The sequence below is a fragment of the Pseudomonas akapageensis genome (assembly GCF_011355085.1).
Lineage (GTDB): Bacteria > Pseudomonadota > Gammaproteobacteria > Pseudomonadales > Pseudomonadaceae > Aquipseudomonas > Aquipseudomonas akapageensis.
Genome location: NZ_VXCP01000037.1, coordinates 33,498 through 53,880, shown reverse-complemented (window position 1 = coordinate 53,880; position 20,383 = coordinate 33,498). Strand labels below are relative to the sequence as shown.

The 20,383-nt window shown below is 59.7% G+C and carries 20 protein-coding genes; 10 read left to right on the top strand and 10 right to left on the bottom strand.

The features are described 5' to 3' along the window. The first annotated feature begins 9 nt into the window (after positions 1 to 9). On the top strand, positions 10 to 909 hold the full coding sequence (gene cyoE, locus F2S13_RS21800; protein WP_166364647.1) for a heme o synthase: 900 nt from the start codon (positions 10 to 12) through the stop codon (positions 907 to 909). Further along, on the top strand, positions 906 to 1,538 hold the full coding sequence (locus F2S13_RS21795; RefSeq protein ID WP_166364645.1) for an SCO family protein: 633 nt from the start codon (positions 906 to 908) through the stop codon (positions 1,536 to 1,538). Before cyoE ends, F2S13_RS21795 begins: the two co-directional genes overlap by 4 nt. 108 nt (positions 1,539 to 1,646) lie before the next feature. Here the strand turns inward: F2S13_RS21795 and F2S13_RS21790 are convergent, their stop codons facing one another. The 3 genes from F2S13_RS21790 to F2S13_RS21780 are packed head-to-tail and all read right to left on the bottom strand — an operon-like array spanning position 1,647 to position 4,156. Then, complete coding sequence (locus tag F2S13_RS21790; protein ID WP_166364643.1) at positions 1,647 to 2,420, bottom strand: MetQ/NlpA family ABC transporter substrate-binding protein; 774 nt, start codon at positions 2,418 to 2,420, stop codon at positions 1,647 to 1,649. A 57-nt stretch (positions 2,421 to 2,477) separates the two neighbouring features. Beyond that, on the bottom strand, positions 2,478 to 3,149 hold the full coding sequence (locus F2S13_RS21785) for a methionine ABC transporter permease (protein ID WP_166364641.1): 672 nt from the start codon (positions 3,147 to 3,149) through the stop codon (positions 2,478 to 2,480). Then, entirely contained in the window at positions 3,149 to 4,156 is a 1,008-nt protein-coding gene (locus F2S13_RS21780) for an ATP-binding cassette domain-containing protein (RefSeq protein WP_166364639.1), read from the bottom strand. The genes F2S13_RS21785 and F2S13_RS21780 overlap by 1 nt, the downstream gene beginning before the upstream one ends. Positions 4,157 to 4,396: 240 nt before the next feature. Here F2S13_RS21780 and katE point away from each other — a divergent pair, with 240 nt between their 5' ends. Further along, positions 4,397 to 6,535, top strand: coding sequence for a catalase HPII (katE, locus tag F2S13_RS21775; protein WP_166364637.1), 2,139 nt, complete (start codon positions 4,397 to 4,399; stop codon positions 6,533 to 6,535). 8 nt (positions 6,536 to 6,543) lie between these two features. Here the strand turns inward: katE and F2S13_RS21770 are convergent, their stop codons facing one another. The 4 genes from F2S13_RS21770 to zur form a co-directional block, all read right to left on the bottom strand. Next, complete coding sequence (locus F2S13_RS21770) at positions 6,544 to 7,251, bottom strand: PA5502 family lipoprotein (protein WP_166364635.1); 708 nt, start codon at positions 7,249 to 7,251, stop codon at positions 6,544 to 6,546. A 141-nt stretch (positions 7,252 to 7,392) separates the two neighbouring features. Beyond that, positions 7,393 to 8,178, bottom strand: a complete 786-nt coding sequence (gene znuB / locus F2S13_RS21765) for a zinc ABC transporter permease subunit ZnuB (protein WP_166364633.1) — start codon at positions 8,176 to 8,178, stop codon at positions 7,393 to 7,395. Further along, positions 8,171 to 8,950, bottom strand: coding sequence for a zinc ABC transporter ATP-binding protein ZnuC (gene znuC, locus F2S13_RS21760; protein ID WP_166364631.1), 780 nt, complete (start codon positions 8,948 to 8,950; stop codon positions 8,171 to 8,173). The genes znuB and znuC overlap by 8 nt, the downstream gene beginning before the upstream one ends. Further along, positions 8,950 to 9,432, bottom strand: coding sequence for a zinc uptake transcriptional repressor Zur (gene zur, locus F2S13_RS21755; RefSeq protein WP_166364629.1), 483 nt, complete (start codon positions 9,430 to 9,432; stop codon positions 8,950 to 8,952). The genes znuC and zur overlap by 1 nt, the downstream gene beginning before the upstream one ends. Positions 9,433 to 9,498: 66 nt before the next feature. Here zur and F2S13_RS21750 point away from each other — a divergent pair, with 66 nt between their 5' ends. Then, positions 9,499 to 10,407 (top strand): metal ABC transporter solute-binding protein, Zn/Mn family, encoded by a 909-nt coding sequence (locus tag F2S13_RS21750; protein ID WP_166364627.1) that lies wholly within the window; start codon positions 9,499 to 9,501, stop codon positions 10,405 to 10,407. Positions 10,408 to 10,528: 121 nt separating this feature from the next. Here F2S13_RS21750 and F2S13_RS21745 read toward each other — a convergent pair whose 3' ends face one another. Beyond that, positions 10,529 to 11,479, bottom strand: a complete 951-nt coding sequence (locus F2S13_RS21745) for a homoserine kinase (RefSeq protein WP_166364625.1) — start codon at positions 11,477 to 11,479, stop codon at positions 10,529 to 10,531. Between the two features lie 61 nt (positions 11,480 to 11,540). Continuing rightward, complete coding sequence (locus F2S13_RS21740; protein WP_166364623.1) at positions 11,541 to 11,831, bottom strand: DUF2782 domain-containing protein; 291 nt, start codon at positions 11,829 to 11,831, stop codon at positions 11,541 to 11,543. A gap of 74 nt (positions 11,832 to 11,905) precedes the next feature. Here F2S13_RS21740 and polA point away from each other — a divergent pair, with 74 nt between their 5' ends. Beyond that, the gene (gene polA, locus F2S13_RS21735) at positions 11,906 to 14,668 is read left to right on the top strand and encodes a DNA polymerase I (RefSeq protein ID WP_166364621.1); all 2,763 of its coding nucleotides are present in this window, start codon (positions 11,906 to 11,908) and stop codon (positions 14,666 to 14,668) included. Between the two features lie 279 nt (positions 14,669 to 14,947). Here the strand turns inward: polA and yihA are convergent, their stop codons facing one another. After that, positions 14,948 to 15,580 carry a ribosome biogenesis GTP-binding protein YihA/YsxC gene (gene yihA / locus F2S13_RS21730; RefSeq protein ID WP_166364619.1) on the bottom strand — a complete coding sequence of 211 codons (633 nt, stop codon included), beginning with the start codon at positions 15,578 to 15,580 and terminating at the stop codon, positions 14,948 to 14,950. A 192-nt stretch (positions 15,581 to 15,772) separates the two neighbouring features. Between yihA and F2S13_RS21725 the strand changes: the two genes are divergently transcribed. The 5 genes from F2S13_RS21725 to F2S13_RS21705 all read left to right on the top strand — a co-directional run bounded on the left by F2S13_RS21725 (position 15,773) and on the right by F2S13_RS21705 (position 20,356). Next, positions 15,773 to 16,063: a c-type cytochrome gene (locus F2S13_RS21725; protein ID WP_166364617.1), complete on the top strand. Its 291-nt coding sequence runs from the start codon at positions 15,773 to 15,775 to the stop codon at positions 16,061 to 16,063. Positions 16,064 to 16,108: 45 nt separating this feature from the next. Next, entirely contained in the window at positions 16,109 to 16,714 is a 606-nt protein-coding gene (locus tag F2S13_RS21720) for a c-type cytochrome (RefSeq protein ID WP_166364615.1), read from the top strand. 202 nt (positions 16,715 to 16,916) lie between these two features. Continuing rightward, on the top strand, positions 16,917 to 17,549 hold the full coding sequence (locus F2S13_RS21715) for a thiol:disulfide interchange protein DsbA/DsbL (protein WP_166364613.1): 633 nt from the start codon (positions 16,917 to 16,919) through the stop codon (positions 17,547 to 17,549). 12 nt (positions 17,550 to 17,561) lie between these two features. Then, positions 17,562 to 18,443, top strand: a complete 882-nt coding sequence (locus F2S13_RS21710; RefSeq protein WP_166364754.1) for an endonuclease/exonuclease/phosphatase family protein — start codon at positions 17,562 to 17,564, stop codon at positions 18,441 to 18,443. After that, positions 18,440 to 20,356 (top strand): GGDEF domain-containing protein, encoded by a 1,917-nt coding sequence (locus tag F2S13_RS21705; RefSeq protein ID WP_166364611.1) that lies wholly within the window; start codon positions 18,440 to 18,442, stop codon positions 20,354 to 20,356. Before F2S13_RS21710 ends, F2S13_RS21705 begins: the two co-directional genes overlap by 4 nt. Positions 20,357 to 20,383: the final 27 nt, after the last annotated feature.

Genomic DNA, 20,383 nt, shown 5'->3' with positions numbered 1-20,383 from the left:
AGAAACGCCATGGCTACCCTGATCGGTGAGCGCGGCAGTCAAGCCAGTTGGCGCGACTATCTGGAGCTGACCAAGCCCAAGGTGGTGGTATTGATGTTGATCACCTCGCTGGTCGGCATGTTCCTCGCCACCCGGGCCGGTGTGCCCTGGACAGTGCTGGTGTTCGGCAACCTCGGCATCGCCTGTTGCGCAGGCGCTGCGGCGGCGGTCAACCACGTGGTGGACCGCCGCATCGATGCGGTGATGGCGCGGACCCACAAGCGCCCCCTGGCCGAGGGCCGGGTATCGCCCACTGCAGCCCTGACGTTCGCCTTGCTGCTGGCACTGTCGGGCCAGGTGCTGCTGCTGGCATTTACCAATCCACTGACAGCCTGGCTGACGCTGGCTTCATTGCTGGGTTATGCCGTGATCTATACCGGCTTTCTGAAACGCGCTACGCCTCAGAACATTGTGATCGGCGGCTTTGCCGGCGCCGCGCCGCCATTGTTGGGCTGGGTCGCGGCAACCGGGCATGTCAGCGCCGAGCCGCTGCTGCTGGTGCTGATTATCTTTGCCTGGACCCCACCGCATTTCTGGGCCTTGGCTATCCACCGCAAGGAAGAATACGCCAAGGCCGATATCCCGATGCTGCCGGTGACCCACGGTGAGCACTACACCAAGGTTCACATATTGCTCTACACCTTCGCCTTGCTGGCGGTCAGCATGCTGCCTTTCGTGATCCACATGAGCGGCCTGCTCTATCTGGCCTGCGCATTGCTGCTGGGCCTGCGCTTCCTGCAGTGGGCCTGGGTGTTGTACCGTGGCACTCAGCCGCACGCGGCGATCAAGACCTTCAAGTACTCTATCTATTACTTGTTCCTGCTTTTCATCGCGTTGCTCGTCGATCATTACCTACTGTTGAACCTATGACCCGAACCCAGAAAACCGTCTTTATTCTCGTCGCCCTGGTCGCTGTGATAATGGGGCTTACCGTCAACAGGGTCCTCAATGACCGGCGCCAACCCAACTCGACCGAGTTGATCGATGCCGGCATCATCCTGCTGCCACAGAGTCGCACGGTGCCAAGCCTGGAAATGACCGATCAGACCGGCCAGCCAGTGGCCCTCGATCAATTGAAAGGCAAATGGAGTCTGCTGTTCTTTGGCTACACCTTTTGCCCGGACATTTGCCCGACCACCCTGGCGCAACTGCGTCAGGTCAAAAGTGAGTTGCCCAAGGAGACTGTCGACAAGCTGCAGGTGATCCTGGTCAGCGTTGACCCGAACCGGGACACGCCAGCCCAACTCAAGCAGTACCTGGGTTATTTCGATGCGGATTTCAGAGGGTTGACCGGCTCGGTTGAAACCCTGCAAAAATTGGCCAATGCGGTGAGCATTCCCTATATTCCGGCCGATACCAGCAAGCCGAACTACACGGTCGATCACAGCGGCAACCTGGCTCTGCTTGGGCCGGACGGGAAGCAGCGGGGCTTTATTCGGGCGCCGTTCAACAATCAGAAGTTGATTGCGCAGCTGCCGGGGTTGGTGAAGCAGGATTGAGATTGGCGGTGAAGCTATCGCTGGCAAGCCAGCTCCCACAGGGATATTTGGTGCAACACGAACCACTGTAAGGAGCGGGCTTGCCCGCGATGCAGACAACCCGATCTATCAGAACGCCGGAACCACAGCGCCCTTGTACTTCTCCAGAATGAACGCCTTTACTTCCGGCGTGTGCAAGGCAGCAACCAGCTTCTGCATGGCCGCCGAATCCTTGTTATCCGGGCGCGCAACCAGGATGTTCACGTAAGGCGAGTCGCTGCCTTCGATGATCAGCGCATCCTTGGCCGGGTCCAGCTTGGCTTCCAGCGCATAGTTGGTGTTGATCAGCGCCAGGTCGACCTGGGTCAGCACGCGTGGCAGGGTGGCGGCTTCCAGTTCGCGAATCTTCAGGCCTTTAGGGTTTTCGGCGATGTCCTTGGGCGTCGACAGGATGTTCTTGGCATCCTTGAGCTTGATCAGACCGGCTTTTTCCAGCAGCAGCAAGGCACGACCACCGTTGGTGGCATCGTTCGGGATCACCACGTTGGCGCCCTGTGGCAGATCATCAAGCTTCTTGAACTTGCTCGAGTACGCGCCCAGGGGCTCTAGGTGCACGCCGGCCACGCTGACCAGGTTGGTGCCCTTGCCCTTGTTGAACTCATCCAGGTACGGCTGGTGCTGGAAGAAGTTGGCGTCCAGGTGCTTCTCGGCAACCTGCACGTTCGGCTGGACGTAGTCGGTGAAGACCTTGACCTTGAGCTCGACGCCTTCCTTGGCCAGGCCAGGTTTGACGAACTCCAGGATCTCCGCGTGCGGCACAGCCGTGGCAGCGACGGTCAGGGTATCGGCCGCCTGGGCGGAGAAAGCCGCGACGGCGGCGAAAGCAGCAAGCAGTTTTTTCATCAATCACTCCTTGTCGGGACCCTTCCGGCCCCGGGGCGGACAAGCCTGCCCAAACGGTTACTTACGGGAAAAATGTACGACCAGCTTGTCGCCGACGCTTTGCAGCACTTGCACCAGCACCAGCAACAGGACCACGGTGACAATCATCACATCGGTCTGGAAGCGCTGATAGCCGAAGCGGATCGCCAGGTCACCCAGGCCGCCGGCACCGACCACACCGGCCATGGCGGTGTAGGACACCAGCGTGATGGCAGTGACGGTGATCGCCGCGAAGATACCCGGACGGGCCTCGGGCAATAGTGCATTGAGGATGATCTGACGCGTTGTGGCGCCCATCGCCTGGGTTGCCTCGATGATGCCGCGGTCCACTTCACGCAGGGCTGTTTCCACCAGCCGGGCGAAGAACGGCGTGGCGCCGACCACCAGAGGCGGAATGGCGCCGGCAACGCCCAGCGACGTGCCGGTGATCAGTACCGTGAAGGGGATCATGACGATCAACAGGATGATGAACGGCAGCGAGCGCAGGATGTTCACGATCAGCGACAACAGCGCATAGACTCGTTTTTCCTCGAACAGCTGGCGCGGGCCACAGAGAAACAAAAGCACGCCCAGCGGCAGGCCCAACAGGATGGTGAACAGCAGCGAACCGCCGAGCATCATCAGGGTATCGAGCGTAGCCAGCCAGATCTCGCTCCAGTCGACATTGGCAAAAAAACTCAGGGCTTCCATCAACGCAGCACCTCCATATGTACGTCAGCAGCCGTGAAACGCGCAAAGGCTGCATCCATGTCGCCGCCAGTGATGGCGAGGGTCAATTGCCCGTAGGGGGTGTCCTTGATGCGGTCGATACGACCGGCGAGGATGCTGTAGTCCACGCCGGTTTCGCGGGCGACGGTACCCAGCAGAGGCGCGTAGGTCGCGTCACCCTGGAATGTCAGGCGCACGATGCGGCCTGGCACATGGGCGAAGTCGTCGCGTTGTTCGTCTTCATCGATCTGCTCGTCTTCCTGCACGAAGCGCCGGGTCGTGGGGTGCTTGGGGTGCAGGAATACATCGGCCACGGGACCGTGTTCGACAATAACACCGGCGTCCATCACGGCCACCCGGTCACAGACTCGGCGGATCACGTCCATTTCATGGGTGATCAGCACGATGGTCAGCTTCAGTTCGCGATTGATTTCGGCCAGCAGTTGCAGGACCGACGCAGTGGTTTGCGGGTCAAGGGCGCTCGTGGCTTCGTCGCAGAGCAAGATCTTCGGCTTGGTCGCCAGGGCGCGGGCAATGCCGACACGCTGCTTCTGGCCACCGGAGAGCTGAGCCGGAAACTTTTTCGCGTGATCGGACAGGCCGACGCGGTCAAGCAGCTCGGCAACACGCCGATCAATTTCGCTGCGAGACAGTTCACCCGCCAGGGTCAAGGGCAGCGCGACGTTGTCGGCCACGGTCTTGGAGGCCAGCAGATTGAAGTGCTGGAAAATCATCCCGACCTGTTGGCGGAAGCGGCGCAGCTCGTCGGCGTTGAAGGCGGTAACGTCTTCGCCGTCGACAATGATCTTGCCGCCGCTGGGGGCTTCCAGGCGGTTGATCAGACGCAACAGGGTGCTCTTACCCGCGCCGGAATGGCCAATCAGACCGAATACCTGACCGTTTTCGACACTCAGGCTGGTCGAGTGCAACGCGGGGATATCTCTACCGGCTACGCGGTAGGTTTTATGGACATTTTGAAACTCGATCACGTAGCGAACCTTGTGGGGCGCATGAAAGGGGGGCAGCGGTTAGCCGACCGCGCATTTTAGCCTGTTCGCATAGAGGTTCTTAGCATTTATTTCACGAACATCCAGCCGATCGGTAATAACGCGATCAGTGGTCGATGCGATGGAACGGTGCCGCGGTGCACAAGTCACTACTTTAACCACCGTGACCTGAGATCCCCGGATCTGCGGGGCATGCCCTAGCGAGCGTGAGGAGATCCATTGATGCCCAGCAAAAAGAACTCCCCGAAAGAAAGCCAGTTGGCCGGTACCCAAACCCCGGATCGGGCCAATACCAACGCCAAACTGCAGAGCCTGGAAGTGTTTCGAAGTGATGCCACCGAGCAAGCACTTCGCACCAACCAGGGCGTCAAGGTCGCGGATAACCAGAACACGCTCAAGGCGGGGGCGCGCGGACCATCGTTGCTCGAAGACTTCATCATGCGCGAGAAAATCACGCATTTTGACCATGAGCGCATACCCGAACGCATTGTCCATGCCCGAGGCACGGGTGCCCATGGCTATTTTCAGACGTACCAGGCCCATTCCAGCCTGACCAAAGCCGGGTTCCTTCAGGATCCTGAGAAGATGACACCGGTCTTCGTGCGCTTTTCCACCGTTCAGGGGCCTCGCGGCTCTGGTGATACCGTGCGCGATGTTCGTGGTTTCGCCGTCAAGTTCTTCACTGATGAAGGCAATTTCGATCTGGTTGGCAACAACATGCCGGTATTCTTTATCCAGGATGCGATCAAGTTTCCGGACTTTGTCCATGCGGTGAAACCCGAGCCGCACAATGAAATCCCTACCGGTGGCTCGGCCCATGACACCTTCTGGGACTTTGTGTCGCTGGTACCCGAATCGGCGCACATGGTCATGTGGGCGATGTCTGACCGCGCTATCCCCAAGAGCCTGCGGACCATGCAAGGCTTTGGTGTGCATACCTTTCGCCTGATCAACGCCGAGGGCAAATCCACCTTCGTCAAATTCCATTGGAAGCCCAAGGCCGGAGTCTGTTCGCTGGTCTGGGATGAGGCGCAGAAGCTGGCGGGCAAGGACACCGACTATCACCGCCGGGATTTGTCCGAAGCCATCGAAATGGGTGATTACCCGGAGTGGGAGTTCGGTGTGCAGATCGTTCCCGAGGAGGACGAGCACAAATTCGATTTCGACCTGCTCGACCCGACCAAGCTCATTCCGGAAGAGCTGGTGCCGGTGACGCCCTTGGGCAAGATGGTGCTCAACCGGAACCCGGACAACTTCTTCGCCGAAACCGAACAGGTTGCCTTTTGCCCTGGGCATATCGTTCCGGGCATCGATTTTTCCAACGATCCACTGCTGCAGGGTCGTCTGTTTTCATACACCGATACCCAGATCAGTCGACTGGGCGGGCCGAACTTCCACGAGATCCCGATCAACCGCCCGCTGGCGCCCAACCACAACGGCCAACGCGACGCCCAGCACCGAACCACCCTCGACAAGGGGCGGGCCTCCTACGAGCCCAATTCGGTCGATGGTGGCTGGCCGAAAGAGACGCCGGCCGCGGCCAGCGATGGCGGCTTCGAGTCTTATCCAGAACGTATCGAGGCACACAAGATCCGTCAGCGCAGCGAGTCGTTCAGTGATCACTTCTCCCAGGCGCGGCTGTTCTTCAACAGCATGAGCAAGCCTGAGCAGGAGCACATCATCGCCGCCTACAGCTTCGAATTGGGCAAGGTCGAGCGCGAACACATTCGTACCCGGGAAGTGAATGAAGTGTTGGCCAATATCGATCTGGAACTGGCCAGGCGCGTCGCCCTCAACCTTGGCTTGCCAGCGCCCAAAGCCGGCACGGTCGAGGTGAAAAAGTCCTCGCTCAAGGCTTCTCCTGCGTTAAGCCAGATGAATCTGCTGGCCTCGGACATCAAGGGGCGCAAAGTGGCGATCCTGGTCGCCGATGGCGTCGACGGGGCAAGCGTCGATGGCATCGTAAAGGCGCTGGAAGCCGAAAGTGCCCATCCCAAGGTGCTGGGGCCGACCTCGGCACCGGTCAAGACGGCCGATGGCAAAAGCCTGGCGGTGGATGCTTCGATGGAGGGTTCGCCTTCGGTTACATTCGATGCGCTCTGGGTGCCGGGTGGCAAGGCGGCAATCAATGCGCTGAGCGCAGATGGCGTGGCGATGCACTTTCTGCTCGAGGCTTACAAGCATCTGAAGGCAATTGGGGTGCACGCCGACGTCAAGGCTCTGCTCGACACCTTGCACCTGAAAACCGATGCCGGTCTGATCGTGGGTGATGACGGCAAGGCGCATGCGGCCTTCATCACGGCCATCGCCAAGCATCGGGTCTGGGAACGCGAAGCAGCAGCGAAGGCCATACCTGCCTGAGGCTGATCTCAGGACTTGCGCGGGCTGAGCACGACCTGGGCGGGAAGCTGACGGTGGATTTCACGGTTCAGTTCCAGCTCGAAGTTCGGGTCGCGCTTGTTCACTCGTTTGGTAAGAAGTGTCGACAGCCAGGGATAATCATTGGTACGTGGCACTTGCAGGGTGACTACACAATCGTAGTTCACGACATCAGTGGCGATGTCATCGAGTTGGCGTCGAAGTTGTTCGACATTGTTGATCTTCAGCGCGACGACAGTACTTTCGGCGGTCGGGTCGATGACCTTTGCCTTGGGCTTGGCTTCCGCTTCCTTGAGCGCCGCTTCGGCCTTGTCCAGTTCGGCCTTGCGAGCCTGGGCGATACCGCCATCGACGCCGCCGGTCAATGCCGGCGCCTTGGGCATCAACACCCGGGCCCGGCTCAGGGCCGTGGCGGCAGCGTTCACGTCGCCCTTTTGCAGCACCACCTGGCTACGTTGCAGGTAGGCTTCGGCCAACTGCCGCTGGTACTGCTCCAGACGGGCGTCGTTGGGGGCTTGCGCCTGCAACGCGCTCAATTGGTCTTCGGCAGTGGCCAGTTCACCACTGGTAATGCTTTGTTCCAATTGTTGGTAGGCAACGGGCGTGGCAGGGGCGGTATCGACGGGCTTACTTTGGCAAGCAGCCAATAACAGGGTAAATGCGGCCAGGAGCAGATAACGGGAGGCGGACAGCTTCATTCCTGCGACTCTCTAGTTTGCGCAAAAAACGGGAAATTCTACACTCCCGTCACCTGACTCGAAAATAACTCATAACACCGCAATTGCAGATTTAATGTCGCAGGATGCAACCGCACTCCATCGCGGCCTGGTTCCATCCCGTTATCCGCGCCGTGGCAGAGCGAAGCTCAACAAGAATAGCACCGCGGCGGATACCACAATGGAAGGGCCTGCGGGAGTGTCCTTGAACCAGGACAGTGCCAGCCCGCTGCACACGGCGACAATGCCCAGAATACTGGCGCCCAGCGCCATTTGCTCGGGTGAGCGGGCATGGCGTTGGGCTGCGGCAGCCGGAATGATCAGCAGCGAAGTGATCAACAGTACGCCGACGATTTTCATCGCGACGGCGATTACTACGGCGATCAGCAGCATCAGGGTCATGCGCAATGCCGCCACTGGCAAACCTTCGACCATGGCGAGTTCTTCGTGCACGGTGATGGCCAGCAAAGGGCGCCAAAGCGCCACGAGCAGGAGCAATACCGCAGCGCTGCCGCACAGTATCCAGGTCAAGTCTTGCGGACTGATGGCGAGCAAGTCGCCGAACAGATAGCCCATCAGATCAATGCGCACGTCATGCATGAAGCTCAGCACGACCAGGCCAAGTGACAAGGTGCTCGGCGCCAGGATCCCCAGCAAGGTATCTGATGCCAGGGGCTGGCGTTGCTGCAGGGTCACCAGCAGGATGGCCAACAACAGGCAGCCGACGGTGACCGCCAGTGCGGGGCTCACGTCCAGCACAAATCCCAGGGCTACGCCGAGCAGCGCGGCGTGGGACAGGGTGTCACCGAAATAGGCCATGCGCCGCCAGACCACGAACGAGCCCAGTGGCCCGGCGACCACTGCGAGGGCCAGGCCTGCAAGCAGGGCGTAGAGCAGAAAATCAGCCATGCTTGCAGTTTTCCCCGTGCACATGTCCGTTCGAAGGTGGTTTGACCACCGAGCCATGCAGGTCGTGCGCATGGTCATGGTGGTGGTGATAGATGGCCAGGCTTGGCGCGTTCTTGCCGAACAGCTCAACGAAAGCCGGATCGCCGCTGACTTGCTCGGGATGACCCTCGCAGCAGACGTGGCGATTGAGGCAGACCACCTGGTCGGTGGTGCTCATGACCAGATGCAGGTCGTGGGAGACCATCAGTACGCCACAGCCGTGACGATCGCGCAGACGGGTGATCAGGCTATAGAGTTCGGCCTGGCCGGCCACATCGACACCTTGCACCGGCTCATCGAGAACCAGCAGCTCGGGTTCGCGCAACAGCGCCCGGGCCAGCAGGACGCGCTGCATTTCACCGCCGGAAATGCTCTGGATCGGGCTGTCGATGACCTGTTCGGCACCGACCTCCTTGAGTGCGGCCAGTGCCCCGGTACGATCGACACCCGGAACCAGGCGCAAAAAACGCAAGACCGAAAGCGGAAGGGTCGGGTCCACGTGCAGCTTTTGCGGCATGTAACCGATGCGCAGCTTCGGTTTGCGCCAGACCTTGCCGCTGTCGGGCTTGAGCAGGCCCAGCACGGCCCGCACCAGCGTGGTCTTGCCGGCTCCATTGGGCCCGATCAGCGTGACGATCTGGCGGGGTTCGACGCTCAGATGGATATTGTCCAGCACCGATTGCCCGGCGAAATTGACGGCAACCTTTTTCAGCTCGATCAATGCTGTGCTCATCAGGCCTCCCGACAGCTCGAGCAGAGACCCACGACTTCGACTGTTTGCCCCTCGACGGAGAAACCGACGTCCTGCGCGCTTTCGACAATGGCGTTGCTGATGGCTTTTTGTTCAAGCTCGATGGCCACATGGCATGTGCGGCAGATCAGAAACTGACCCTGATGCGCATGGCCGGGGTGGTTGCAGCCGATGAAGGCGTTGAGCGAGGCAATGCGATGGACCAATCCGTTTTCCAGCAGGAAATCCAATGCCCGGTATACGGTCGGTGGTGCTGCGCGGCGGCCATCCTGTTCGCTGAGTACGGCGAGAATGTCGTAGGCGCCCAGCGGCTTGTGGCTTTGCCAGACCAGTTCCAGCACTCGCCGTCGCAGCGCAGTCAGGCGCAGGCCCTTGTGCACGCACAAGGTGTCGGCCTCGGTCAGGGCGCTGTGCACGCAATGCGAGTGGTCGTGGGGACGATTGGCCAGCGGAGTTTTAGGCATGGGCAGCGACGGTTTTGGTGAGAGACGTTATTATATTACCTGTTCCTGCCTCCTTGAGTGCTCATCGTGTCCCGACTTTTTGCCCTTTTTGTCGCTTTTTTCTCCTGCCTTGTCGCGATGGGCCCTGCTCAAGCCGAGGTGCGCCTGTTGACCAGCATCAAGCCACTCCAATTGATCGCCGCGGCAGTGCAGGACGGTGTCGGCAATCCTGAAGTCCTGTTACCGCCCGGCGCCTCGCCACATCACTATGCCTTGCGTCCCTCGGATGTGCGGCGAGTCGGTGAGGTCGAGTTGCTCTACTGGATCGGGCCGGATATGGAAGGGTTCCTGCCGCGCGTGTTGCAGGGCCGCAGCAAGCCGACGGTGGCTGTTCAGGATCTGCCGGGGCTGCATTTACGCCACTTTGGCGAAGACAGTCAGTCCCATGATGAAGACGAGTCGGATCATGATCACGACCATCGCCCAGGCACCCTCGACGCGCACCTGTGGCTTGCACCGGTCAATGCCCGGGTTATCGCCGAGCGCATGGCCAGCGACCTGAGCGCCACCGACCCGGCCAATGCGGCGCGTTATCAGAGCAACCTGAAAGCCTTCGAATCGCGGCTCGATGCTGCGGATGCCCGCATCAAGACCCGTGTGGCCGGCATCGCAGGCAAGCCGTATTTCGTGTTTCACGAAGCGTTTGATTATTTCGAAGATGCTTATGGTTTGAAACACACCGGTGTATTCAGCGTGGCCGCTGAAGTTCAGCCCGGTGCGCAGCATGTGGCAGCCATGCGCGAGCGTCTCCAGCAGGTGGGAAAAACCTGTGTATTCAGCGAGCCACCGATGCGCCCGCGGCTGGCTGAGACCCTGACAGCGGGTTTGCCGGTTCGGTTGGCGGAGCTGGATGCCTTGGGTAGCAATGCACAGAGTTATGAGCAGTTGCTGGAGAATCTGGGGGAAGGTTTGGCGGGATGTCTGGAGAAGTTGTAGCGGACAATCCGGCCTCATCGCGGGCAAGCCCGCTCCCACAGGGAAGATGGTGCTCAATCCTGTGGGAGCTGGCTTGCCAGCGATTAGACCCTGTCAAACGACACAAGGCCTCAAGGGATTTTCAAAGCGCAAACGGCAACGCAATCTCCACCTTCTGCCGCACCGCCAACCGCACCTCGAACTCTTTCGGATCATGGATCAACACATCCATGCCCGCAAAAGACTCGGCGGCAATCAAGCGTGACAACCAGAACCGCACGCAAGCCACGCGCAGCATGATGGGCCACAACTCGGCTTCGCCGGCAGTGAACGGGCGCAGCGTGGAGTAGGCACCCAGTAGTGCTCGGGCGCGGGCACCATCGATGATCCCGGCCTCATCGCAACACCAGTCGTTAAGCGTGATTGCCAGATCGTAGAGCATCGGTCCCGAACAGGCGTTGTAGAAATCGATCAGGCCGGTCAGGTGTGTGCCTTCGAACAGCACGTTGTCGCGGAACAGGTCGGCATGCAGGTTGGCTCGCGGCAGCGCAAGAATGTGCGCGTGGTGTTTCGCGATCTCATCCAGGCTTTCTTGCAGCAGCTTGCCTTGGGTCGGTTCCAGGCGCGGCATCAGTCGCCGGCCCTCTTCGAGCATCCAGTCCAGCCCACGATCGGTCTTGCGCTCCAGCACATGTTCGCGGGTGGCCAGGTGCAAGTGGCCAAGCAACTCGCCTACCTGGGCACAGTGCTGGTTGTTGGGTTGCTTGATGTGTTTTCCCGGCAGGCGTGGCTGCAGCAGCGCCGGCTTGCCCGCCAGCTCGCGCAGGGCTACGCCATCGGTGGTACGCAAGGCATAGGGCACCGGCAGATCGGCGTCGTGCAGGACGTCCAGCAGCTCGATGAAAAACGGCAGGTCCTGGACCGGGCCACGCTCGACGAGCGTCAGGACATATTCGCCCTGCTCCAGGCTGATGAAAAAGTTGCTGTTCTCGGTGCCGGCAGCAATCCCCTGGAAGTCACGCAGGCGGCCGAGGCCGTAAGGGGCAAGAAAGGCTTCCAGTTCAGGGCGGGCCAGGGGGGTGAAGACTGACATGGTCAAATATTGCTCATACTGGCACGGCCCGAAGGAAGTGCCTGGTTAAAGTTAGGGTACGTTATTTCCACTCGAAGATTTTCCATGCGGGAATCAGCATGTCCGGCTGATCCGAACGAATGTAGTTTGCATCGGTGCCGTCCGCGCGTACCAGGAAATAAGGCTTGCCAACCTTGGGCGTAACCTTGATCGCATACAGGAAGCCATTCTGGCGGTATTCCTGGATGGTTTTGTCGCCTTCCTGGCGAATGGTGACTTCTGGTTCGGCTGATGGGGCGTCGTCCGCGGCCATTGCCACGAGCGGAGCGACTGACAACAGGCTGGCCAGCAACAGGCGATTTAGTGTGCGCATGATAACCTTGTCCCTTTGTCGTCAATGTTCCGGTCATTCTAGCGCCGGGCCCGTCGAAAAGGTTGATTCTGCTCATGAGCCAAGCTCCCCTCGTCCTGGTGGACGGTTCTTCCTACCTGTATCGCGCCTTTCACGCGTTGCCACCACTGACCACGTCCAAAGGGTTGCCGACCGGCGCCGTCAAGGGCGTGCTGAACATGCTCAAAAGCCTGCGCAAGCAGTATCCAGACAGCCTGTTCGCGGTAGTGTTCGACGCCAAGGGCGGCACATTCCGCGATGAGCTGTTCGCCGAATACAAGGCCAATCGCCCGAGTATGCCCGATGACCTGCGCGTGCAGATCGAGCCGTTGCACGCCAGTGTCCGCGCGCTGGGTTACCCGCTACTGTGCGTCGATGGCGTCGAGGCCGATGACGTGATCGGCACCCTGGCCCGCAGCAGCGCGGCGGCGGGACGTCCGGTCATCATCTCCACCGGCGACAAGGACATGGCGCAATTGGTCGATGGTCACATTACGCTGGTCAATACCATGACCGGAAGCGTGATGGATGTGGCTGGCGTGAAGGAGAAATTTGGCGTCGGTCCTGAGCACATCATCGATTTCCTCGCGCTGATGGGAGACAAGGTCGACAACATTCCGGGTGTCCCCGGTGTGGGCGAAAAGACAGCTGTTGGCCTGCTGGTGGGCGTCGAAGGCGGCCTGGACGTGCTCTACGCGAACCTCGACAAGGTCGCGGGCCTGCCGATTCGCGGGGCCAAGACCCTGGCGGCCAAGCTTGAAGAGCATCGTCAGGCGGCCTTCCTGTCTTATGAATTGGCAACCATCAAGATCGATGTGCCGCTGGATGTGGAAGTGGACGCGCTGGTCTGCGGCGAGCCGGATCGTGATGCGCTGATGGATCTGTACACCGAACTCGAATTCAAAAGCTGGATCGATGAATTGCAGCGCGAGGCCAAACGCGCCGGCCAGGAAGTCGTTCAGCAAGAGCCGGAGCCGGTCATCGAGGCCAGGTACGAAACCATCATCGACCAGGCCCGTTTCGACGTCTGGCTGGAAAAGCTGAACAAGGCTCCTTTGATTGCCTTCGATACCGAAACGACTGGCCTGGATGCCCAGCAGGCCCAACTTGTCGGGCTGTCCTTCGCGGTCGAACCATTCGAAGCGGCGTATGTACCGCTGACGCATTCCTACATGGGTGTGCCCGAGCAACTGGACCGCGACACCGTACTGCGTGCGCTCAAGCCATTGCTGGAGGACCCGGCCAAGCTGAAAGTCGGCCAACACGCCAAGTACGACATGAATATCCTGGCCAATTGCGCTATCGGCGGCGATCCGGTTAATGGCATACACGTTCGGGGCGTGGCCTTCGACACCATGCTCGAGTCCTATGTACTCGACTCCACGGCCACCCGTCACGATATGGATAGCCTGGCCCTCAAGTACCTGGGGCACACCACCATCGGTTTCCAGGACATCGCCGGCAAGGGCGCCAAGCAACTGACCTTCGATCAGATCGCGCTGGAACAGGCTGGCCCCTACGCGGCCGAAGATGCGGACGTGACCTTGCGCCTGCACCAGGTGCTGCAGGAAAAACTGGCGAAGACGCCGAGCCTGCAGACCGTCCTCGCTGAGATCGAGATGCCGCTGGTTCCCGTGCTGGCGCGAATCGAGCGCCAGGGCGCCCTGGTGGATGGCCGGTTGCTGGGTATCCAGAGCGTCGAACTGGGTGAAAAACTGGTTGCGCTCGAGCGTGAGGCGTACGAGATCGCAGGCGAAGAGTTCAACCTGGGTTCGCCCAAGCAATTGGGCGTGATTCTGTACGAAAAACTCGGCATGCCGATTCTCAACAAGACCGCCAAAGGCCAGGCGTCTACCGCAGAAGCGGTGCTGGCCGAACTGGCCGAGCAAGACTTCCCGTTGCCCAAGGTGCTGATGCAGTACCGCTCGTTGAGCAAACTCAAGAGCACCTACACAGACCGCCTGCCGGAACAGATCAACCCGCGCACCGGCCGTATCCACACGTCGTATCATCAGGCCGTGGCCGCCACGGGGCGCTTGTCGTCCAGTGACCCGAACCTGCAGAACATTCCGATCCGCACCGCTGAAGGCCGGCGTATTCGCCAGGCCTTCATCGCACCGCCAGGTTACAAATTGCTGGCAGCGGACTACTCGCAGATCGAGCTGCGGATCATGGCCCATCTGGCCAAGGATGAAGGGCTGCTGCACGCCTTCCGCAACAATCTGGACGTGCATAAGGCCACGGCAGCCGAAGTCTTTGGCGTCGACCTGGACGCCGTGGAAACCGACCAGCGGCGCAGTGCAAAAGCGATCAACTTCGGTCTGATCTATGGCATGAGCGCGTTTGGCCTGGCCAAGCAGATCGGCGTCGATCGCAAGCAGTCGCAGGCCTACATCGATCGTTACTTTGCACGCTACCCGGGTGTCCTGGATTACATGGAGCGTACTCGGGCCCAGGCGGCGGAACAGGGTTTTGTCGAGACCCTGTTCGGTCGACGTCTAAATTTGCCGGAAATCAATGCGAAGAACCCGGCCCTGCGCAAAGGCGCCGAGCGCACGGCCATCAACGCGCCGATGCAAGGTACGGCGGCCGATATCATCAAGCGCGCCATGGTAGCGGTGGATACCTGGCTGAGCGAATCGGGGCTCGACGCCCGGGTCATCCTCCAGGTACACGACGAATTGGTGCTGGAAGTGCGTGAGGACCTGGTCGATCAGGTTCGCGAGCAGATTCGCCCGCACATGAGCGGCGCCGCGCAACTGGACGTGCCGTTGCTGGTGGAAGTGGGTGTTGGTTCGAATTGGGACGAAGCGCACTAAATGCGGGGGCAGGCCGCGGCATAGTGTCGCGGCTTAGTGCTGTCGGTTTCGGTTTTTTTTGCGTTTATCGCAAATAGTTTTTGAATTGCCCGGAACTAATACCGTGAATTTCGACTCAGAGTTACTGAATGGGTGGTGAAGCCCTTCAATGCTCCTATGTTGTGTTAAGTGTTGGCAGATATCTGGACCCCGCCCTAGCGGTCCGGAACCTTAAACCCCGAACTTCCCCTCCCCATACGAAGTCCGGGGTTTTTTTTGCCTGCAATTTGGCGCAAGCCCTTATTCGGCGGGCTTGTCTGCCAGTTCCATCCAGCGTGCCAGTACTGCATAGGCGTCTTCCAGGCCCAGGCGCTTGGGGGCCGAAAACAGCTGAATGCTGACCGCATCACCCCAGCCCTTGCGAATTTCCGCCTGCACTTTGAGCAGGGTGTTCTTCGCGGCGCCATAGGTGAGCTTGTCGGCCTTGGTCAGCAAAATATGCATCGGCATCTTGCTGGCGACCGACCAATCGAGCATCAGCAGGTCGAAATCCGTCATCGGATGGCGGATGTCCATCATCAGGATCAGACCCTTGAGGCTTTCCCGGCTGCCCAGATAGGCTTCCAGGTGGCGCTGCCAGTGCTGTTTCAGCGGGATCGGCACCTTGGCGTAGCCGTAACCCGGCAAATCCACCAGGCGACGTTCTTCGTCCAGATTGAAGAAGTTCAGCAGTTGCGTGCGCCCCGGTGTTTTCGACGTGCGGGCGAGGCTCGCGTGGGTCAAGGTGTTCAGCGCACTCGACTTGCCGGCGTTGGAACGCCCGGCGAAGGCGACTTCATAGCCCTCGTCGTCGGGGCATTGGTCGACTTTGGCGGCGCTGAGCGAGAAGGTCGCCTGTTGACACAGGCCGAGGATGGGGTTTTTGACTTGCATGTGATTTCCGGTGTGGGCGGTGCCGGGCATTTGGCTCGGCAAGCGGTGTCGTTTCCGTTTCGGTAACGGGAGTATATAATGCCGCAGATTTTGTGTGCGCTTTGTCCCAGCGTAGGATGAAGTTCACGGGGGTGTCAGATTTAGATTGCGCATTAGAACGCAGAACACCCTCAACCCTGAAAAGGTCGTTTTATGACGAAATGGCTGCTAGCTGCTGGTGTCTTGATGCCGTTTTTCAGCGCTCAGGCTACACAGGATCCGGAAGCTGTGTACAACCGCACTTGTGGGGCTTGTCACGCCGGGCAATTGCCGATGGCGCCAAAAAAAGGCGACCAGGCCGCCTGGTCGCCTAGACTCGATCAAGGTATGGAGACACTGGTGCAACATGTAACCCAGGGTTTCAAGGCTATGCCACCGCGTGGATTGTGCATGGACTGCAGTGCCGAGGATTACCGTGCCATCATCCAGTGGATGAGCCGATAGTCCCGATACATAAACTTTCACCCTTAGCCGTAGTTGGATTAGCTGATGAACAAAATACTCGTGAGTCTGCTGTTGACCCTGGGCATTACAGGAATGGCCCACGCAGCAGGTGATGCTGCTGCCGGTCAGGCCAAAGCTGCAGTGTGTGGCGCTTGTCATGGTCCAGATGGCAATAGCGCGGCACCGAACTTTCCAAAACTCGCCGGGCAAGGCGAGCGCTATCTGACCAAGCAGTTGCACGACATCAAGGCAGGCAAGCGCACGGTATTGGAAATGACCGGCTTGCTGACCAACTTGAGCGATCAGGACCTGGCGGACATCGCGGCGTATTTCGCCAGCCAGAAAGGCAGCGTCGGCGCGGCTGATCCGAAGATCGTGGCCAGGGGTGAAGCATTGTTCCGTGGCGGCAAGCTCCCCGAGGGCATGCCAGCCTGTACCGGTTGCCACTCGCCCAATGGCGCGGGCAACGCCGCTGCCGGCTTCCCGCACCTGGGTGGTCAGCACGCCCAGTACGTGGCCAAGCAGTTGACCAACTTCCGTGAAGGCGAGCGCACCAACGATGGCGATACCATGGTCATGCGCAGCATCGCTGCCAAGCTGAGCAACAAGGACATCGAGGCGCTGGCCAGCTACGTTCAAGGCTTGCACTAAGAGCGGGTTCGATCGAAATCGCGTAATGCCAGCATCTTTGGCAACGTTAATGTTCGATTAATTCGTCGATAGCAATATAAAAAGGGTGGCTTGGGCCGCCCTTTTTTGTGGCCGCTGCCGTTACACTAAAGAACTCAAGCCCGCCTTGGCCTGTCTGACTGCAGGTCGCGCGAGGCGACCCTTTTCTGCACAGGAGTAAAGCATGCGTAATCTGATTCTCAGCGCCGCACTCGTTGCCGCCAGCGTGTTCGGTATGTCCGCCCAGGCCGCGGACGAACCGCTTGAGGCCGGCAAGCAATATGTCGAGCTGAGCAGTGCCGTACCGGTTGCAGTACCTGGCAAGATCGAAGTGGTGGAGCTGTTCTGGTACGGCTGCCCACACTGCTACGCCTTTGAGCCGACCATCAATCCCTGGGTCGAAAAACTGCCTGAGGACGTGAATTTCGTTCGTATCCCTGCCATGTTCGGCGGCATCTGGAACGTTCATGGCCAACTGTTCATCACCCTGGAAGCCATGGGTGTCGAGCACAAGGTGCACAAGGCGGTGTTCGAAGCCATCCATAATGGCAAGAAGCTGGCTACCCCTGAGGAAATGGCCGAGTTTCTGGCTGGCGAAGGTGTCGACAAGGACAAGTTCCTGAGCACCTACAATTCGTTCGCCGTCAAAGGCAAGGTCGAAGATGCCAAGAAAAAGGCTCAGGCCTATCAGATCAGCGGCGTCCCAACCATGGTCGTCAATGGCAAATATCGCTTCGACCTGGGTACTGCCGGTGGCCCCGAGGGCGTGCTGAGCGTTGCCGACCAACTGATCGCCAAGGAGCGCGCCGCGAAGTAAGCGGCGCCAGCCATCGTGCGGCCTTGGAGAACGGAGCGTGTCGCTGGCCTGTGTGATCCGCAGGTCAACGAACATCACATTCAGGCAAGCGGCCTACCGCAAGATGGCCGCCTGCGCTTACTCAGCTTCAATATTCAGGTCGGCATCAGCACCGAACGCTATCGCCATTACCTGACCCGCAGTTGGCAGCACCTTCTGCCGCATATCGGCCGTGCGGGTAATCTGCAGAAAATTGGTCGTTTACTGCACGATTTCGACCTGGTTGCCTTGCAGGAAGTCGATGGCGGAAGCCTGCGCTCGGGTTTCGTCAATCAGGTCGAGCATCTGGCACAGTTGGGGGCCTTCCCCTATTGGTATCAGCAGCTCAATCGCAATCTCGGCCGTGTGGCCCAGCACAGCAACGGCGTATTGAGCCGACTCAAGCCCACCGGGCTGGAAGATCATCCATTGCCGGGCCCGGCCGGGCGCGGTGCGATCCTGGTGCGTTTTGGCGAAGGTGATGATGCGCTGGTCGTGGTCATGATGCACCTGGCGCTCGGGGCACGAACTCGAACCCGGCAACTGGCGTACATTCGCGAGTTGATTGGTGGCTATCGCCATCAGGTGCTGATGGGCGACATGAACACCCATGCCACTGATCTGCTGCAGCATTCGCCCTTGCGTGACCTCGGTCTGCTCGCCCCGCAGATGGAAGCGACATTCCCGAGCTGGCGGCCCCAGCGTTGCCTTGATCATATTTTACTCAGTCCCAGCCTGACGCTCGAACGCGTCGAGGTTCTGGCCCAACCCATTTCCGATCATCTGCCGGTAGCGGTGGAGATCCGTTTGCCTGACTCCTTGGCGGTCGATACATATCCTGCCTTGAGCTCGCCCCCTCGCGGACCCCTGGCATGACCGAAGAAGCCGAACGCTGGAAAGAAAAGTACCTCAAGAGCCTTGAGCAGCAAGAAAAACTCGAACGCCGCTGGGAAGAGCGTCTCGATTTGCTGCGTCGAGGTCTTGTGCGCAGCACCCTGGCTGCCGAGGGCAGCGATCAGGCAGTCGACAAGTGCATGAAGGAAATGCGCGAAGTCATTCGTACTGACAATATGGATGCGGCCTTGTCCGCTTTGATTCCGCGTCTGGAACGAGCAGTGCTTGCGTCCGAGCAGCGTCGCGAAACCCGCATTGTTCAAACCAGTACGGCCTTGACCTCGTTGGTCACGCAACTGCAGGCGTTGCCGTTGCCTGCCGACGTCAGCAAGCCACTGAAGAAATTCGCCAAACAGCTGGAAACACGCGCCACTCAATCGCGCGAAGTGCCCTTGTTGTTGGGTGAGCTGAGCGGTTTGCAAGGACGAGCGCTCGCGTTTCTGGGAGATGACGAGGAGCCGACCCGGCCTGGCCTGTTGCAACGCTTGTTCGGGGTTCGTGAGGCTCAGGCCGATGTTGCCGTGCTCGAAGCAGCGGTCGATCCGGCGCCGGTGGCAATGCAGGCAATGCCCGACACGACCGTTGCAGTCGATATCGATGAGCTGATGGCGTTGCCTGAACCGCAGGCGCTATCGGTCGATGAGTCTGAGTTTCCCAGCGATGAACCTGCAATAGCGGACGATAAGCCAGAATTGGCCTTGCAGGCAGCAGACGAAGTACCGGCTGATTCCATACAGGATGCGCCGGATAACCCGTCGCTGTCGGCGGTAGAGGATGAATCCAGCGACCACGAGCCGCAGCCGTCCGCGGAACACATTCATTATGCCCTTCCCGATGGCATCGAGCCCTCCTACAGTTCGGTGGCCGCCCACATCGAAGCAACACTGTTGGGGTTGCTCAACGACCTGTCCTTGCCCGAGCGTTACCTGCCGCAGGCCCAATCCATGCGCGAACGCCTGGAGCACGGGCTCAACTGGTACGAGTTGCTACCGATCCTGGATGATCTGGCGGTATTGATGCTGGCCATCAACGATAGCGGCCAGCATGAATTCGAGGTGTACCTCAAGCAACTCAATGAGCGCCTGGAAACTTTCCAGAGCCATCTGCAGGATGCAAGCGAAGGGCACGCTGACAGCAGCTCGGCGGCCCGCGCCATGGACAATCAGTTGCGCGAGCAGGTCGATGGCCTGCAGAACAGCGTTCAGGATGCGGCAGATCTGGACAGCCTCAAGCACATTCTTGAAAGTCGCCTGGAAGGGCTGCTCGGTACGATGGACAAGCACCAGCAGCAACGCGACCAGCGAGAGCATGAGGTCGCTACCCGCTTGCAGAGCCTGGCCGAGCGTGTGGCCAGCATGGAACATGAAGCCCTGGGTTACCGCGAGCACCTTGAAGAGCAACGGCAGAAGGCGTTGATCGATCCGTTGACCGGCCTGCCGAACCGGGCGGCCTGGTCAGAGCGACTCGACAAGGAGCTGCTGGGCTGGCAGCAGGCCGGAGGCGATCTGTTGCTCGCCATGCTCGACCTCGACCACTTCAAGCGAATCAACGACAACTATGGGCATCTGGCCGGCGACAAGGTCTTGAAGATCGTTGCCCACGAATTTCGCAAGCGTCTGCGTTCGACGGACTTCATTGCCCGATTCGGTGGCGAAGAGTTCGTCTTGCTGGTTCCAGCCACGCCTCTGTGCACGGGATTGAAACTGGTCGAGACACTGCGAGCTGCCATCGAAGCCTGTCCGTTCCATTTCAAGAGCGAGCCGGTAACGGTCACGGTTTCCATTGGCATTACGGCTTTCAAACGGGGTGAACGTTGCGAGCAAGTGATCCAGAGGGCGGATCAGGCGCTTTACCGGGCAAAAAATGCCGGGCGCAATCGGATCGAGCCGGCCTGAGCTTTTGCTTAGAAGCTGAGGGGTGTT